Source organism: Faecalibacterium sp. BCRC 81149, from assembly GCF_022750605.1.
GTDB classification, from domain to species: domain Bacteria; phylum Bacillota; class Clostridia; order Oscillospirales; family Ruminococcaceae; genus Faecalibacterium; species Faecalibacterium duncaniae.
In genome coordinates, this window is record NZ_QXJA01000005.1 from 25,854 (window position 1) to 39,982 (window position 14,129).

Here is a 14,129-nt window from a genome sequence, read left to right on the forward strand (position 1 = left end):
GAGACAAAGTGTCCCGAGGTGCGGTGCCGTTCTCCGCCGTTGCTCCATTTCGTTTCCGACCAACCCCGAACAAACTGAAATGGAGGATTTTACGATGACTACTATCAATTTGAAAGATTTTTATTATTGGTACACGCAGGATCAGCTTATCGAAGTTTCTGACGAGGTGGCCGAGGTATTCAAGGCCGATGCCCGCTATGAAATGGCCTACCAGCGGCGGCTCTCCCGGCACAAGGCGCAGTATTCTCTGGACTGCGATGACGGGATTGAATATTCCGCTTGCCTGCATGAGCCGACCCCGCAGGAGCTCCTTGAACGGATGGAAACCTTTCTTCGTCTGTGGAACGCTCTCAATTCTCTGCCGGAGATCCAGGGCCGCAGAATTGACGCACATATCATTCTTGGCAAGTCGATTAAGGAAATTGCCGAGGCCGAGGGCGTACATGAGGAGTCTATTCGCCAGTCGATCAAGCGTGGCCTTGAACGCATGAAAAAAACTTTTTGATTTTTTCTTCTTAACCCACTTGGAATTGATGAAAAAATGTCTCGGTTTATGAGAGGAGGTTTTCTTCTTAACGCAAGGGAATAACGGCAACCCTGAGTAAGTACGGGGAGCCAAACGGTGGGTGCGCGGTGACATTTCCCAAAAGGGATTGAGCGAACAACACCAACACTGTAAATGGGCCCGGCCATCCCAAGGCCATGATCCGGCGCTGAACAGGTTGGCTGCCTGTTCCTCCGGGCTTGTCGCTTTACTTTCGTTGAGAGCGCCGCACAGAAAATAACGATTGTCTTTGGACAGGCCAAGTAAATATGTGCGGCGCTCTCTAATATTCAAAAACTATAATAAACCTTGAGACAAAGTGTCCCAAGGTGGAGTAAGGCAACAGGCCAGCATCCCGGTGGTGCTGGCCTGTTGCGTTTCCCCACCAAACAGCGGGAGGCGTTCTATCAATCTGCGAAGGAGGTTTACCGTGAAATTAACTACACAGGAACTTGAACAAATGAGAAGCGTTGACATTGGCGCGGTGGCTGCCGAGTCCCTGCCTGATGTGAGCGGTATGACCTTTGACAATGCGCTTTCCCGAAAGGAGCGCATCTCTCGATTTTTGCAGACTGTCAAAAATCCATACTGCTTTTGCATCGGTGGTGTTGGCGTGAAAATTGAATTTGCTGAAAGCGGGCCATCTCTCCAAGATAAGCTGACGGATTTCCTGCTGCGGCAAAGAAGCGGGCTGTAACTTCGGCTACAGCTCGTTTTGCTTCTTCGAGACAAAGTGTCCCGAAGTGGAGGCATCCTTGTTGTCCTCCCCGGACAGAGTTATAATATAAGTGTAATGTGATAGGGAAGGAGGAACAATGGCACGAGCAAAAAACAGAGGGTATCAGCAGAGTTTCTCTCCCTCTTACACAATCCGCCGCTGGCGGCTGGGCATCTATATCCGGCTTTCAAAGGAAGATTTGAAAAAAGGAAAAGACGATAGCAACAGCGTAAAGAACCAGCGTGACCTACTGAACGATTTTTACCGACGCAACATTGACGAGTTTGAAAGCATCACGGAATATGTGGATGATGGTCATACTGGAACGGACGCCAACCGTGAAGATTTTCAACGGCTCTTGGCGGATGTCATGAGTGGTAAAATCAACTGCGTTATAGTAAAAGACCTGTCCCGCTTCGCACGAAATTATAGCGATGCCGGAAGTTTGATCGATAACCTGTTTGTTCAAATGGGTGTTCGCTTTATCAGCCTTGCTGAGAATGTGGACAGCTACAAGAACCCCGACAGCGTTTCAAATATCATCGTTCCCATTACAAACGTGATGAACGATAATTACTGCTATCAGACTTCCAAAAAGATCCGGCAGGTATTTGATTACAAACGGCGCAACGGCCAGTATATCGGAGCATTTGCTCCTTACGGCTATGTAAAGCACCCAAAGGACAAGCACAGGCTGATTGTTGATCCCGATGCTGCTGAAAATGTCAAACTCATTTTCACAATGCTTATTCAAGGGTCATCAAAACGTGCTATCGCGCTGTACCTGAACGAACACGGCGTACCGAGCCCCTCGGCTTACAAGGTACAAAAGGGCTTGCCTGTTTCGACAAGAGGGTATGACGATCCTATGTGGGGAGTCCGCATGATCCACTCCATTCTTACCAATCCGACCTACACCGGGGATTTAGCCCAAGGCCGAAGCCGGGTGAAAAGCTACAAGGTACACCAGATTGAAGCTGTTCCACGCGAGGAATGGGTAGAAGTGGCTGGAACGCATGAGGCCATTATCGACTATGAAACTTTCGACAAGGTACAGGCTCTCTTACAGCGTGATACCCGTACTTCCCCGAAAGGCCGTGAGGTACATTTATTCAGCGGCTTTCTGAAATGTGCCGATTGCGGGCGGGCCATTACCCGATGCGTTGGCAAGAACAACAATGTATATTACTCTTGCTCAACCTACAAGAACCGTTCCCGGACAGCCTGCACCATGCACTCAATCAAGCATGAACGGCTGGAGGCTGCTGTTTTGTTCGCTGTACAGCATCAGGTACATTTGGCTGTTTCCTACTCGGAAATCGTCACGCAGATCAATTCCGCTCCAATCAAAAAAAGCCAGTCTTACCGACTGGACGATCTGATAGCTGCAAAAGAGCGGGAACTGACAAAGATAACACGCTACAAGCAATCTCTTTATCAGGACTGGAAAGACGGTGAAATCACCCAGCAGGAATACCGGGATATGAAGGCTGACTATGAACGGCAGACTTCTGATATTTCCGCGGTGCTTACCCGGCTGAACGCTGAACGCGCAGAACTGGCAAACGGTGTGGACAACGAGCATCCTGCACTGGTAGCCTTTATGAAGTATCAGAACATTGAAGCCCTCAATCGTGAAATCTTGGTTGAACTTGTGGACTATATCAAGGTCTATGAAAACGGTAATATCAGCGTGAAATTCAAATTTGCTGACGAGCTCCGCAAGATTGCCGAGTACATTGAAATCAACACTACGGAAGATAACGCAGTAGCGGGCTAACCCCCGCTACAAACCCCTTTGACAGTGTGTTTTCCTAATAGGCGCTAATCATATGTTAAGGCAACCCCAAAAGATGATTTTCATTGCAGACTGTGATGTTCCGGATGTCAAGAAGAGTTTACAAAGCGGCGATGAATATAAAAACTGGTCTAATAATGTCTATTCTCTGTGCCTTCCGATTCCGAAAATAAGGCAAAAGACACCAGACATCTGCATAGAACATCTTTATAGTGATGAAGAAATAACAAGAGAATGCCATTGTGATGATGGTGAATCTAGAAGACTTTTTATAGGCAATGAGTTTGACGATGCAGGGTTCTCGGTAGGTGAAGAAAAATATTTTTGTGAGAACAGAAATAGTTGTGGTCCAGGCAAAATAAATATTATTGATGGATCCGACAAAAAGAAAGTAATTAAGCCGTGGGATGGAGGAGAAAAAAAGAATTATGCGCTTTCTAAAATGGAATTTGCTAAACGAATATTGAATAAGGAAAAACCATTTGATAATATGGATTTTTCCAACTTTATACCGCTTTTTGAAATTATTAAAAAAGTATTGAATGAACCATATGCTGAAGTTGACAAAAAATGATAAATGTGATACTATCCTGATACTAAAAAATCAGCAAGCCACATCTAGCACAGCAATCTCATGAAAAAGTGAATATTCAAGAATAGCTTTACTAAACAAATTTGTTTAGTAAGAATCCGAACCTACCGAGCTCGAGTAAGCTCTACTCAATCCCATCAAGAACGAGCAGAACCCCTGTCAGTGTGCGCTGACGGGGGTTCTGCGTATATAGGGGCAACTCTTCGGAAATTCCGAAGAGTTCGGAGCAGTTGTTAAGGAATGCTTAATAACTTGGGTGGTCTATCAACTATCCGGGATTTCCGGATGGTTCGAGTTTAGCAGTTGGAACTATTAAGAAAATCTTAATGGTTGGACGTGCCAGAGAAAATAGAATGATATAAAGATATAATTTTAAGTTAAAGCTTCTCGAAAGATACCATGGCAGAAAGAGAGTTTCTCATTTTTGCATGGCGATCTGCGGACAGAGCCTTTTCACGAGAGGTGTCGGCGTAGCCGAGGACAAGGATGTTGACCGGTTCAAGGTTGTCGGGAATCTTAAATTCAGCCTTCAGGATGTCCGGCTTGAAATAGCATACCCATACGCTTCCTAAACCTAAGTAGGTGGCTTCCATCATCATGTGGTCGGTAATGATGCTTGCATCAATATCGGTCAGCTTTTTACCATCAAAGGGACGTGTCCAGACCTTATTTGTATCGCTGCAAACGATAATTGCCAGCGGCGCACCATAGATATTTGTGGCCTTTCCAATTTTACGAAGGCCCTCATCACTCTGCACTACAATCAGGTGTTGAGGTTGGCAATTACCACCCGTGGGTGCAACGTGAGCTGCCTCTAAGATGGCATCCAGCTTTTCCTTCTCAACCTTCTGCTTTGTGTAAGCGCGTACACTATACCGTTTCTTTGCAAGTGTCAAAAAATCCATAATGTGATGGTCCTTTCTGGAAGTGTAAATTTGTGTAGGGTCTTGATAATTCAATCGGCCTATGCTATGATTTTATCAGTCGTTTTCAAAAAAGCAAGAACGCACTTTTTTGTTATATACTACCCAAAAAGATAGTGTAGGGAAGAGAAAAATGAAATGTCCAAGTACCTTTAACTGCCCGGTTGAAGCAACCCTCGATTTGATTGGTGGGAAATATAAAGCACTTATTCTGTGGCATTTGATTGATAATACCTTGCGCTTTAATGAGATAGGAAAGTTGATTCCCAAGGCTACGCCTAAAATGCTGACACAGCAGCTCCGGGAGCTTGAAAATGATAACTTAGTTATTCGGAAAGTTTATCCTGTTGTGCCGCCAAAGGTAGAATATTCGCTCAGCGACTTTGGGAGAAGCATCATTCCTATTTTGGATGCGATGTGTAAATGGGGAGAAAACTATCTGGCAGATGCAAGCAAGAAGTAATCCTTAAAAGACAGTTGCATCCTGAACGTAAATACGTTATAATACTCACAGAGATCCCGCTGGTTGCGTGATACTATCCTGATACTAAAAAATCAGCAAGCCACATCTACTACGGCAATCTCATGGAAAAGTGAACATCCAAAGATAGATACACTAAACAAATTTGCTTAGTAACAATTAAGACTTACCGAGCTCGAGTAATGGATCAAAATGCCGAAAGCCTGTATTCATGCGGGTTTTCGGCATTTGTTTTTATCAATGCATAAATAAAGGGAAGAAGGGATAAGTTATGCTGCCAACAAGAAAAGAAGCGATGACGTTGCTTCGGGATGGTCTATCAAATAATCCGGGGCCTTGGGGAAAACATTGTTTAACAGCAGCGCACTGTGCAGAAAAAATAGCAGCGGCATGTGGAGATATGGATGCGGAGAAGGCCTATGTTTTAGGCCTACTGCATGATATAGGAAGAAAATTTGGCGTAAGACATCTTGGCCATGTTTCCGATGGGTACGCATATATGATGTGCCTTGGATATGATGAGGCGGCAAAAATCTGTTTGACGCATTCTTTTAACAATCACACGATAAATGAATACATTGGAAAATTTGATGTTTCAGATGAAGAAATGAAAATGATTAAGACTGAATTGGCCAGGACAGTATACGATGATTATGACCGGTTGATTCAATTGTGTGATAGTCTGGCAGGAGCGGAAGGGGTTCTGGATATAGAAGATAGAATGAACGATGTAAAGAAACGGTATGGCTTTTATCCGCAAGACAAGTGGGATTCCAATATGAGATTGAAGCAATACTTTGAGAAGAAAATGAAGAAGGACATCTACCTTGTTTGTGAGAAAGACTCATTTGTGCCGGAAGAGATAGGATGATCGAAGGTCTTGTGAATGGGTTTCCTGATTGGAGACTTTATGCTATAATAGGCAGGCAGCGAGGTGAAGTGTATGAAAAAAACAAGAGATCTGTTCTGGACTTTTTTGAAGATCGGTGCGTTCACGTTTGGCGGCGGCTACGCAATGGTGGCCCTGCTGGAACGGGAATTTGTGGAGGACAAGCAGTGGCTGAGCCGGGAGGAATTTCTCGATATGGTCGCCATTGCGGAGTCCACGCCGGGCCCTGTGGCGGTGAACAGCGCCACCTATGTGGGCTATAAGATCGAAGGGGCAGAGGGGGCCGCGGCATCCACACTGGCGGTCTGCCTGCCCTCGTTTGTGGTCATCTACCTGATCTCACTGGTGTTTGACCGGTTCTTGCAGCTGTCGGCAGTGGCAAGCGCGTTCCGGGGCATTCAGGTCTGCGTCATCTATCTGATCCTTTCGGCGGGGATGAAGATGCTGAAAAGCCTGTCCGGCACGGCCTTCAACAGGATCATCGTTGCCGGTGTTGTGGCGGCCATGGTGGGCTGCTCGGTGGCGGCGGTGTCCTTCTCGTCCCTTTACTACATCCTGCTCTGCGGGGCGGCAGGGGTGTTGCTCTACCTGTTAAGAAAGCTGCGGAAGGAGGAGAAAGCATGATCTACCTCCAGCTGTTCCTCAATTTTCTGATGATCGGAGCGCTCTCCTTTGGCGGCGGCTACGGGATGATCTCGCTGGTGCGGGAGACCGTGCTGCGTCATGGCTGGCTGACCGAAGCAGAATTCCTGAGCTTTGTCGCCGTTTCGGAGTCCACGCCGGGCCCGCTGGCAATCAATATGGCAACCTTTATCGGGTCATCACAGGGCGGCTTTCCGGGGGCGCTGATTGCTACGCTGGGTGTGGTGCTGCCCTCGTTCTTCATCATCCTGCTGATCGCGGCGGTGCTGAAAAACCTGATGAAGTATGCGGGCGTGGAAGCCTTTCTCTCCGGCGTGCGGCCCTGCGTGGTGGCCATGATCCTGGCAACTGCACTGAATATGATGCTCTCCACACTGGGCGGCATCAAGACGCTGGCAGATGGATTTGCGCCGGACGTGAGATCGATCCTTGTGTTCGCTGTTTTATGGGCGGTGCATTTTGTCTGGAAGAAGCGGACGCAAAAAGCCCCGTCGCCCATCGGAATGATCCTGTTGGCGGCGGGACTGGGGATCCTGTTCTGGGGCGTATGAGAGATCATCGTCCTTTTTTTGTGGCTCAGTGCTCCACAAATTCGCCGCGCAGGGCGAACATGTGGTCCATGGGGCCGGAGCCTTTGCCCAGATCGAGCATGGCGGACAGGCAGCCTGAAATATATGCCTTGGCCCGCTCAACGGCGGCATCCAGGGGATAGCCCTTTGCCAGATTGGAGGCAATGGCGCTGGACAGGGTGCAGCCGGTGCCGTGGGTGTTGGGGTTGGCGATGCGCTCACCGTGGAACCATTTGCCGCTGCCGTTGCGCCAGAGCAGGTCGTCGGCATCATTTACCTTGTGGCCGCCCTTGCAGAGCACGGCACAGCCATATTTTTCGCTGATGCATTTTGCAGCAGCCTCCATCCCGGCGGCATCGGTGATGGTCATGCCGGATAGGATCTCGGCCTCTGGAATGTTGGGCGTGACCACCTCGGCCATGGGCAGAAGCTGCCCGGTCAGGATCTGGATGGCGCTGTCCTGCAGCAGCTTGGAGCCGGAGGTGGCCACCATCACGGGATCGACCACGATGTGCTTGGCATCGTACTGGCGCAGCTTTTTGGCAATGGTCTCAATGAGCGCAGACGACGACACCATGCCGATCTTGACGGCATCCGGGTAGATATCGGTGAACACCGCATCCAGCTGCTGGGCCAGAAATTCGGGTGTGGTCTCAAAGATGCCGGTCACGCCGGTGGTGTTCTGGGCCGTCAGAGCCGTGATGGCGCTCAGGGCAAACACGCCGTTGGCGGTCATGGTCTTGATGTCGGCCTGAATGCCTGCGCCGCCGCTGGAGTCGCTTCCGGCAATGGTCAATGCTGTTTTCATAAGGAAAATCCCCCTTTTTCCTCTCAGCATAGCACAGTCCGGCGGTATTTGCAAGGAAAACCGACCCGCCCTCTTTTCTGCCGGAGAAAAGCGTGATAAAATAAGGCAAAAACGAAACTGGGGGAGAATACAATGAACATCACGGTATATCTGGGCGCAAACGAGGGCAATGATCCGGCCCTGAAGCAGGCGGTGCAGGAGCTGGGAAGGTGGATCGGGGAGAGCGGGAACGCGCTGGTGTACGGCGGCTCCCGCTGCGGCCTGATGGGAGAAATCGCCGAAAGCACCCTGAACGCCGGGGGCAAAGTGACCGGCGTGGAGCCGGAGTTTTTCGTGCAGGGAGAGCTGCAGCACGAGGGGCTGACGGAGCTGATCGTGACAAAGGATATGACTGAGCGCAAAACGAAGATGATCGCGCTGGGGGACGCGTTTATTGCATTTCCCGGCGGCACCGGCACACTGGAGGAGATCGCCGAGGTAATGTCCAAGGTGTCGCTCAGGCATCTGGATGCGCCCTGCATCCTCTATAACCTGCACGGCTACTACGACGGACTGAAAGCCCTGCTTGCCCGGATGATCGAAAAGGGGCTCTCCTCCCCGGAACGCCAGCAGGGGATCTGTTTTGTAGAGGATCTGGAGCAGATCAAGGAAATTTTGCAGAAATCGTTTTGAAGATCCTGTTTAGGGTCGCTCTCTGCACACCTCCTGCCGCCCTGGCATAGACCGGGAAAAGGGGGAGTGCGATTTGGAACAGATTTTCCTGACGGCGGCGGTATTGCTGCTGCCGATGCTCTGCACCACGGCCGGTGCGGCTGGTGTGTTCCTGCTGCGGAAGACCGGGGAGCCTGCCACCCGGCGGATGCTCTGCGGCATGGCGGCGGGCATCATGCTGGCGGCCAGCGTATGGAGCCTGCTTTTGCCGGCCATTGAACGGGCAGAGCAGGGGCCGCTGCCTGCATGGGTCCCGCCTGCTGTGGGCCTGCTGCTGGGTGCGGTAGGGCTTTTGCGGCTGGAAACGCTGGCGGGCCGCCTATTGAACGCCGGGCCGGGCCGCAGTGGGCGGATGGTGCTGGCAGTCACCCTGCACAACCTGCCCGAGGGTATGGTGGTGGGCCTTGCTGCCGCGCTGGCCCTGCGGGGAGAACCGGATGCCATCAGCGGGGCGCTGGCCCTTGCGCTGGGCATTGGGCTGCAGAATATTCCCGAGGGAGCTGCGGTCAGCCTGCCGCTGGCGCAGGAGGGCAGGTCTAAGTGCCGCGCCTTTGCGGCGGGGGCTGCCTCCGGGCTTGTGGAACCGCTGGGGGGCCTGCTGGCCCTTGCACTGGCCGGGTGGGTCAGTGCGGCCCTGCCCTGGCTGATGAGCCTTGCCGCCGGGTGCATGGTCTGCGTGACGGCACAGGAGATGATCCCGGAAGCCGTGGAGGCAGACGAACCAGCGGGGGTCATCAGCGTGGTGGCAGGGTTTGCCCTGATGATGGCGCTGGATGTTGCCCTGTAACGCAAAAAGGAGACCGCGCGGTGCGGTCTCCTTTTTGTCTGTCAGTGTGCTTCGAGTATTTCGGCCTGCAGGGTATCCAGCTGCTCAAAGCTGTACAGCCGGTTCAGCGCCTCCACCAGCTCCTTTTTGGAGAGCCGGGGCGGCAGGCCCAGCGCGTTGAGCAGCTGGTATTTCCGCTCGGCACTGCCTGGGGTGCCGGAAAGCCCCCAGTTGTACAGGTCGGTGTAGGTGATCTGCCGACCCTCCGGGCGGGCAGGTGCGGCCCCGGCTTCTGCGCCCAGTGCATCCCGCAGGCATTGCAGGACGATGGCATCGTCCACGCCTTCCACGCCCAGCAGGCCTTCTTTGCCGGGCTGGGGCTTCCGCTTTTCCTTGCCATGGATGGCGGGTACATAGGCCTGCACCACGTTTTCTGCCCCCACCAGATTGGTGATGTAGGTGCGGATGCGGAACCCGGCGGCATCAGAATCGGTGAAGAGGATCAGGCCGTTTTTCTTCGCCAGGGCTTTCAGCAGCTGCTGGCGTTTTTTGTCCTTGTAGATGCCAAAGCCGTCTGTCAGCAGGATCATGGCATCGGTCAGGTGGGAAAGGCGGGCGGCATCGTATTTGCCCTCCACCACCAGCACCCGGTCGGTGTGCAGCAGTTCTCGTTCGCTCATCGTCCGCTCCCCGCCAGCGCCAGACGGCAGAGTGCTGCTTCCAGCAGGGTCTGCACATCCACGGGCTGGCTCTTCAAACTTTTATCGAGGTCCAGCAGCACCTGCAGGCAGGTCTCCAGCTGGCCCAGCGTGTAATGTGATGCCGTTTCGGCTGAGCGCTTGAGCCGGTAATCACTGCCCTTGTAGCCAAAATCCTTGAACACGGCGGCGTAGCTCTTCCGTTTGGAAGCTCCCAGCTTGACCCGGTACAGGTCTACATAGCTGCCAATCATTGCGCCGGTGATGGCAATGGGCTCCTGCTGTAAGCGCAGCAGGGTCTGCAGCTTTTTGCAGGCACCGGTGGCGTTCTTGGCGGTGATCATCCGGATCATCTCAAACACATCCGCTTCCAGGCTCACGGTGCCCATCTCAGCCACCATGGCGGCGGTAACGGTCTGGTAGCCGGAAAGGGCACAGAGCTTGTCTACCTCGTTTTCCAGCAGGAAGGGATCCTCGCCGCACCGCTCCAGCAGGGCTGCGGCAGCGCCCTCGGGCAGGGTGGTATCCTGCGCCTTGGCCCGCTCAATCAGCATCATCTTCAGCTCGTAGGGCTTGGGTTTGGAGAGCTCCTCGGCAAAGCCAAGCTTCTTGCATTCGGCGATCAGCTTTTGTGCCCGCTTGCCGGTCTTGAGCTTGCTGCGCTCCAGCTCGAACACGCTGCCCAGCACCACCACGGCATTTTCCAGGCTGGCAAGGGTGCTGCACAGTTCCTCCAGATCCTTGTCGCCGTAGGCGGCGGGGTCAAGCTCGGGCAGCACCACCACGCGCCGGGTGCCAAAGAAGGAGATGGTGCCCGCCGCCATGATGAGCTGCTCGATCTCGGGCGCGGCACCGTCCAGCACGGTGGTCTCCTCATCCGTGTCAGCGCTCAGTATCCGGACGGCGGCAGACACCGCCTGCCGGACAAGATACCGCTCGCTGGAATAGAAATAGTAGACCGGGCAGCCGCGGTCTGCCAGCTGACGCAGTTTGGCTTCCGTTGCCACGGCGGGGCCCCCTTTCAGAAAAGAATACCTTATAAGTGTACCCACCGGGGCGGGAAATGTCAATGCAGGAGGCAGAAGAAAAACACGACAGATGTCTTTTATCGTTTCTGCAAACGTGATATACTGAAAGAAAACGGCCTGCGCCGGAACGGAAAGGGAAAAATACGGATGAAACGAGCCTATTACAACTGCATCCTGCTGGACGGCACCGAACAGATGGAGCCGGCGGCGCACAAGATGGTGCTGGTGGACGGGGAGAAGATCACCGCCATCGTGGAGGATACCGCTCCCTGTGAGGGGTATGAGAAGGTGGACCTCAAGGGCGGCTACCTGATGCCGGGCCTCATCAACCTGCATGTCCATCTGGCGGGCAACGGCAAGCCCAGCGCAAAGCCCCGGGATAACGCCGCACTGGTGCGCAGGATCCTGAGCAATGGCCTGACCCGGGCGGTGGCCTACCGGCTGGTGTGCAGTTACGCCAAGCTGGAACTGCTGGGCGGCGTGACCACCATCCGCACCGTGGGCGGTCTGGCAGATTTCGATACCCGCTGCCGGGACGACGCGGCAAAGGGGAAGATCCTGGCTCCCCGCATCCTTGCCGCCAACGAGGGCATTTCGGTGCCCGGCGGGCACATGGCAGGCTCGGTGGCGGTGGCGGCCCACAACAATGCCGAAGCGCTGGCCCAGCTCCGCAGGGCCGGTGAACAGGGGGTGGATCTGGTCAAGCTGATGATCACGGGTGGCGTGCTGGATGCCACCCAAAAGGGCACCCCCGGCGAGTTGAAGATGAAGCCTGAGATGGTCCGGGCCGTCTGTGATGAAGCCCACAGGCTGGGTTACCCCGTGGCTGCCCACACCGAATCACCCGAGGGCGTGAAGGTGGCGCTGGAAAACGGCGTGGACTCCATCGAGCATGGCGCAAAGATGGATGAGGAGACCATCCGGCTCTACAAGGAGCGGGGTGCTTTCGTCTGCACTACCATCTCCCCGGCGCTGCCCTATGCACTGTTTGATCCGGCCATTTCCGGCGCTTCCGAGAAGGACCAGTACAATGGCAGGATCGTCTTTGACGGCGTGGTGGAAAGTGCCAGAATGGCCCTTGCCAACGGCATTCCGGTGGGTCTGGGCAATGACGTGGGCTGCCCCTACGTCACACAGTATGATTTCTGGCGGGAGCTGTGCTACTTCCACAAATACTGCGGCGTGAGCAATCAGTTTGCTCTCTACACGGCTACCCTGCGCAATGCCCGGCTGGCCGGTGTGGGGGAAGTGACCGGCTCCATTGAAGCGGGGAAGAGCGCTGATTTCATTGTGACCCGGAAGAACCCGCTGGACGACCTGACTGCCCTGCGCCAGCTGGAGCTGGTGGTCTGCCGCGGCCGTGCCGTGCACAAGCCCGCTCCCAAGCGGAACAAAACGGTGGATGCCCTGCTTGACCCGTATCTGGCATAAATGCTATAATATCCTTAAATTCCGTCCGTGCCAGAGCGGGCGCTGAAAGGATGAAACGCTTACGAAACGTCCCAAGCTTACATTGCAGCTGCAATACAATTCGCCGGTGATCCTGACCTTTTTTCTGCTCTCCCTGGGGGCTTTGTTCCTGGGGCAGTGGACAGGCGGCTGGACCACAAAGCACCTGTTCTGCGTCTACCGCGGTTCTCTGAAAGACCCGCTGTTTTACATCCGGCTCTTCGGCCATGTGCTGGGCCATGCCAGCTGGGATCATTTCCTGAACAATATGCTCCTGCTGCTGGTCATCGGCCCGCCGATGGAGGAAAAATACGGCAGCGGCCCCCTGCTCAAGGGCATCCTGCTCACGGCGCTCATCTCGGGTGTTCTGCAGTGTGTGCTCTTCCCCCATACCGCCCTGCTGGGGGCTTCGGGCATCGTGTTCATGCTCATCATGCTGGCATCGCTGTCGGGCTTCTCCGGCGGCATCCCGGTGACCATGCTGCTGGTGGCGGCACTGTATCTGGGCCAGCAGGTGTATGATATCATCTTTGCCCGCGATAATGTGGCGAACTTCATGCACATCGTGGGCGGTGTGTGCGGCACAGCCTTTGGGTATGTGTATGCCATGCTGCCCCGGAAACGCAGGAGGCCGGCTGCCAGAAAAAAGCGATGATCAACAAACGACCCCGGAAAGCTTGACTGCAGCTTTCCGGGGTCGTTTTATGGATTATAATTCGTTCAGGACCCGCCGCGCGGCACGGATGGTCTCCTCGCTGGTCTGCCAGACCTCAAACTCGGAGAAGCCGGGCAGGCCCATGGGAACACCTTCCCGCCGGAAGATCATCCGGCTGTCCAGAACCTGCTTGCCGGACATGTGGAAGGCGTGCGCGCCTGTTTCAGCCGCCAGAGCCGGAAGATTGGCCGGGGTCACGCCCGCTCCCACCAGGATCTCAAGGTCAGGTCCGGCGGCCTCCACCAGCCGACGGAGCAGGGAAGCACCTGCCGGGGCGCTGGCGGCCTGCCCGCTGGTCAGGATGGTGCCAAGGTTCAGCGCTTTGGCCGCTTCCATCGCCGCAAAGGGGGCTTTGCAGACATCAAAGGCACGGTGCAGGGTGCAGACGACCGGACGGCCAGCGGCCTTTGCAGCGGCCCGGGCGGCCGCGTAGATGGGGCGCAGTGCGTCCACGTCCAGTTCCCCCTCCGGGGTCAGCACACCGGTCACAATGCCGTCCGCACCCGCCTGCACCAGCGCGGCGGCGGTCTCGGCCATCTGGGCAAGCTCATAGCGGTCGTAGCAGAAATCACCGAACCGGGGCCGCAGCAGGGCGCGCACCGGCAGGCCGGTCTCGGCCTTGACCTGTCGCACCAGCGCAAGGCTGGGCGTGGTGCCGCCGATGATCAGGTCGGCGCACAGCTCCAGCCGGTCGGCTCCGCCCCGCTTTGCCGCCAGCGCGCTTGCGACACTGTCTACACAAACTTCTAAAGTATAGGGCATAAAAACCTCCCGGGAAGTAGGCCAGCGGGCGATGAA

Annotated in this window: 17 protein-coding genes; 12 read left to right on the forward strand and 5 right to left on the reverse strand. The window is 54.4% G+C overall.

The genetic code is table 11. The features are described from left to right. Positions 1-94: 94 nt before the first annotated feature. The 4 genes from D3F01_RS07330 (at position 95) to D3F01_RS07345 (ending at position 3,634) form a co-directional block, all read left to right on the forward strand. Positions 95-505, forward strand: coding sequence for a sigma-70 family RNA polymerase sigma factor (locus tag D3F01_RS07330; RefSeq protein ID WP_014080198.1), 411 nt, complete (start codon positions 95-97; stop codon positions 503-505). Between the two features lie 469 nt (positions 506-974). Continuing rightward, positions 975-1,241 carry a DUF6870 family protein gene (locus tag D3F01_RS07335; RefSeq protein ID WP_007884026.1) on the forward strand — a complete coding sequence of 89 codons (267 nt, stop codon included), beginning with the start codon at positions 975-977 and terminating at the stop codon, positions 1,239-1,241. A gap of 118 nt (positions 1,242-1,359) precedes the next feature. Further along, the gene (locus D3F01_RS07340) at positions 1,360-3,042 is read left to right on the forward strand and encodes a recombinase family protein (RefSeq protein WP_242887481.1); all 1,683 of its coding nucleotides are present in this window, start codon (positions 1,360-1,362) and stop codon (positions 3,040-3,042) included. A gap of 73 nt (positions 3,043-3,115) precedes the next feature. Next, entirely contained in the window at positions 3,116-3,634 is a 519-nt protein-coding gene (locus D3F01_RS07345) for a hypothetical protein (protein WP_242887484.1), read from the forward strand. A 395-nt stretch (positions 3,635-4,029) separates the two neighbouring features. On the opposite strand, the gene D3F01_RS07350 is transcribed toward D3F01_RS07345, so the two are convergent. Continuing rightward, entirely contained in the window at positions 4,030-4,557 is a 528-nt protein-coding gene (locus D3F01_RS07350) for a nitroreductase family protein (RefSeq protein ID WP_097770289.1), read from the reverse strand. A 151-nt stretch (positions 4,558-4,708) separates the two neighbouring features. On the opposite strand from D3F01_RS07350, the gene D3F01_RS07355 reads away from it, so the two are divergent. The 4 genes from D3F01_RS07355 to D3F01_RS07370 all read left to right on the forward strand — a co-directional run bounded on the left by D3F01_RS07355 (position 4,709) and on the right by D3F01_RS07370 (position 7,138). Next, positions 4,709-5,038 (forward strand): helix-turn-helix domain-containing protein, encoded by a 330-nt coding sequence (locus tag D3F01_RS07355; protein ID WP_117476890.1) that lies wholly within the window; start codon positions 4,709-4,711, stop codon positions 5,036-5,038. Between the two features lie 289 nt (positions 5,039-5,327). Continuing rightward, positions 5,328-5,927: an HD domain-containing protein gene (locus tag D3F01_RS07360; RefSeq protein ID WP_242887487.1), complete on the forward strand. Its 600-nt coding sequence runs from the start codon at positions 5,328-5,330 to the stop codon at positions 5,925-5,927. 72 nt (positions 5,928-5,999) lie between these two features. Then, a complete protein-coding gene (locus D3F01_RS07365; protein WP_005930530.1) occupies positions 6,000-6,569 on the forward strand; it encodes a chromate transporter in 570 nt (189 codons plus the stop codon). Further along, positions 6,566-7,138 (forward strand): chromate transporter, encoded by a 573-nt coding sequence (locus D3F01_RS07370; protein ID WP_242887490.1) that lies wholly within the window; start codon positions 6,566-6,568, stop codon positions 7,136-7,138. The genes D3F01_RS07365 and D3F01_RS07370 overlap by 4 nt, the downstream gene beginning before the upstream one ends. Positions 7,139-7,163: 25 nt before the next feature. Here D3F01_RS07370 and thiD read toward each other — a convergent pair whose 3' ends face one another. Then, the gene (thiD, locus tag D3F01_RS07375; RefSeq protein WP_242887505.1) at positions 7,164-7,964 is read right to left on the reverse strand and encodes a bifunctional hydroxymethylpyrimidine kinase/phosphomethylpyrimidine kinase; all 801 of its coding nucleotides are present in this window, start codon (positions 7,962-7,964) and stop codon (positions 7,164-7,166) included. A 132-nt stretch (positions 7,965-8,096) separates the two neighbouring features. On the opposite strand from thiD, the gene D3F01_RS07380 reads away from it, so the two are divergent. Next, positions 8,097-8,636 (forward strand): TIGR00730 family Rossman fold protein, encoded by a 540-nt coding sequence (locus D3F01_RS07380; RefSeq protein WP_242887508.1) that lies wholly within the window; start codon positions 8,097-8,099, stop codon positions 8,634-8,636. 73 nt (positions 8,637-8,709) lie between these two features. After that, positions 8,710-9,462, forward strand: a complete 753-nt coding sequence (locus D3F01_RS07385) for a ZIP family metal transporter (protein ID WP_227622120.1) — start codon at positions 8,710-8,712, stop codon at positions 9,460-9,462. A 41-nt stretch (positions 9,463-9,503) separates the two neighbouring features. Here D3F01_RS07385 and D3F01_RS07390 read toward each other — a convergent pair whose 3' ends face one another. Both D3F01_RS07390 and holA read right to left on the reverse strand, forming a co-directional pair. After that, positions 9,504-10,121, reverse strand: coding sequence for a DUF4093 domain-containing protein (locus D3F01_RS07390; RefSeq protein ID WP_098924954.1), 618 nt, complete (start codon positions 10,119-10,121; stop codon positions 9,504-9,506). After that, positions 10,118-11,146, reverse strand: coding sequence for a DNA polymerase III subunit delta (gene holA / locus D3F01_RS07395; RefSeq protein ID WP_156058306.1), 1,029 nt, complete (start codon positions 11,144-11,146; stop codon positions 10,118-10,120). The genes D3F01_RS07390 and holA overlap by 4 nt, the downstream gene beginning before the upstream one ends. A 168-nt stretch (positions 11,147-11,314) precedes the next feature. Here holA and D3F01_RS07400 point away from each other — a divergent pair, with 168 nt between their 5' ends. Beyond that, complete coding sequence (locus D3F01_RS07400) at positions 11,315-12,598, forward strand: amidohydrolase family protein (RefSeq protein WP_242887510.1); 1,284 nt, start codon at positions 11,315-11,317, stop codon at positions 12,596-12,598. Positions 12,599-12,680: 82 nt separating this feature from the next. Next, a complete protein-coding gene (locus D3F01_RS07405) occupies positions 12,681-13,271 on the forward strand; it encodes a rhomboid family intramembrane serine protease (RefSeq protein WP_186851428.1) in 591 nt (196 codons plus the stop codon). 54 nt (positions 13,272-13,325) lie between these two features. Here the strand turns inward: D3F01_RS07405 and D3F01_RS07410 are convergent, their stop codons facing one another. Then, positions 13,326-14,093: a copper homeostasis protein CutC gene (locus tag D3F01_RS07410; RefSeq protein ID WP_242887513.1), complete on the reverse strand. Its 768-nt coding sequence runs from the start codon at positions 14,091-14,093 to the stop codon at positions 13,326-13,328. Positions 14,094-14,129 lie beyond the last annotated feature (36 nt).

Bases quoted from the DNA above. Each gene is read 5' to 3' on its own strand.
- thiD (WP_242887505.1), bottom strand. From the start codon at position 7,964: ATGAAAACAGCATTGACCATTGCCGGAAGCGACTCCAGCGGCGGCGCA.
- D3F01_RS07340 (WP_242887481.1), top strand. From the start codon at position 1,360: ATGGCACGAGCAAAAAACAGAGGGTATCAGCAGAGTTTCTCTCCCTCT.
- D3F01_RS07350 (WP_097770289.1), bottom strand. From the start codon at position 4,557: ATGGATTTTTTGACACTTGCAAAGAAACGGTATAGTGTACGCGCTTAC.
- D3F01_RS07330 (WP_014080198.1), top strand. From the start codon at position 95: ATGACTACTATCAATTTGAAAGATTTTTATTATTGGTACACGCAGGAT.
- D3F01_RS07345 (WP_242887484.1), top strand. From the start codon at position 3,116: ATGATTTTCATTGCAGACTGTGATGTTCCGGATGTCAAGAAGAGTTTA.
- D3F01_RS07380 (WP_242887508.1), top strand. From the start codon at position 8,097: ATGAACATCACGGTATATCTGGGCGCAAACGAGGGCAATGATCCGGCC.
- D3F01_RS07410 (WP_242887513.1), bottom strand. From the start codon at position 14,093: ATGCCCTATACTTTAGAAGTTTGTGTAGACAGTGTCGCAAGCGCGCTG.
- D3F01_RS07370 (WP_242887490.1), top strand. From the start codon at position 6,566: ATGATCTACCTCCAGCTGTTCCTCAATTTTCTGATGATCGGAGCGCTC.
- D3F01_RS07355 (WP_117476890.1), top strand. From the start codon at position 4,709: ATGAAATGTCCAAGTACCTTTAACTGCCCGGTTGAAGCAACCCTCGAT.
- D3F01_RS07365 (WP_005930530.1), top strand. From the start codon at position 6,000: ATGAAAAAAACAAGAGATCTGTTCTGGACTTTTTTGAAGATCGGTGCG.
- D3F01_RS07390 (WP_098924954.1), bottom strand. From the start codon at position 10,121: ATGAGCGAACGAGAACTGCTGCACACCGACCGGGTGCTGGTGGTGGAG.
- D3F01_RS07400 (WP_242887510.1), top strand. From the start codon at position 11,315: ATGAAACGAGCCTATTACAACTGCATCCTGCTGGACGGCACCGAACAG.
- D3F01_RS07360 (WP_242887487.1), top strand. From the start codon at position 5,328: ATGCTGCCAACAAGAAAAGAAGCGATGACGTTGCTTCGGGATGGTCTA.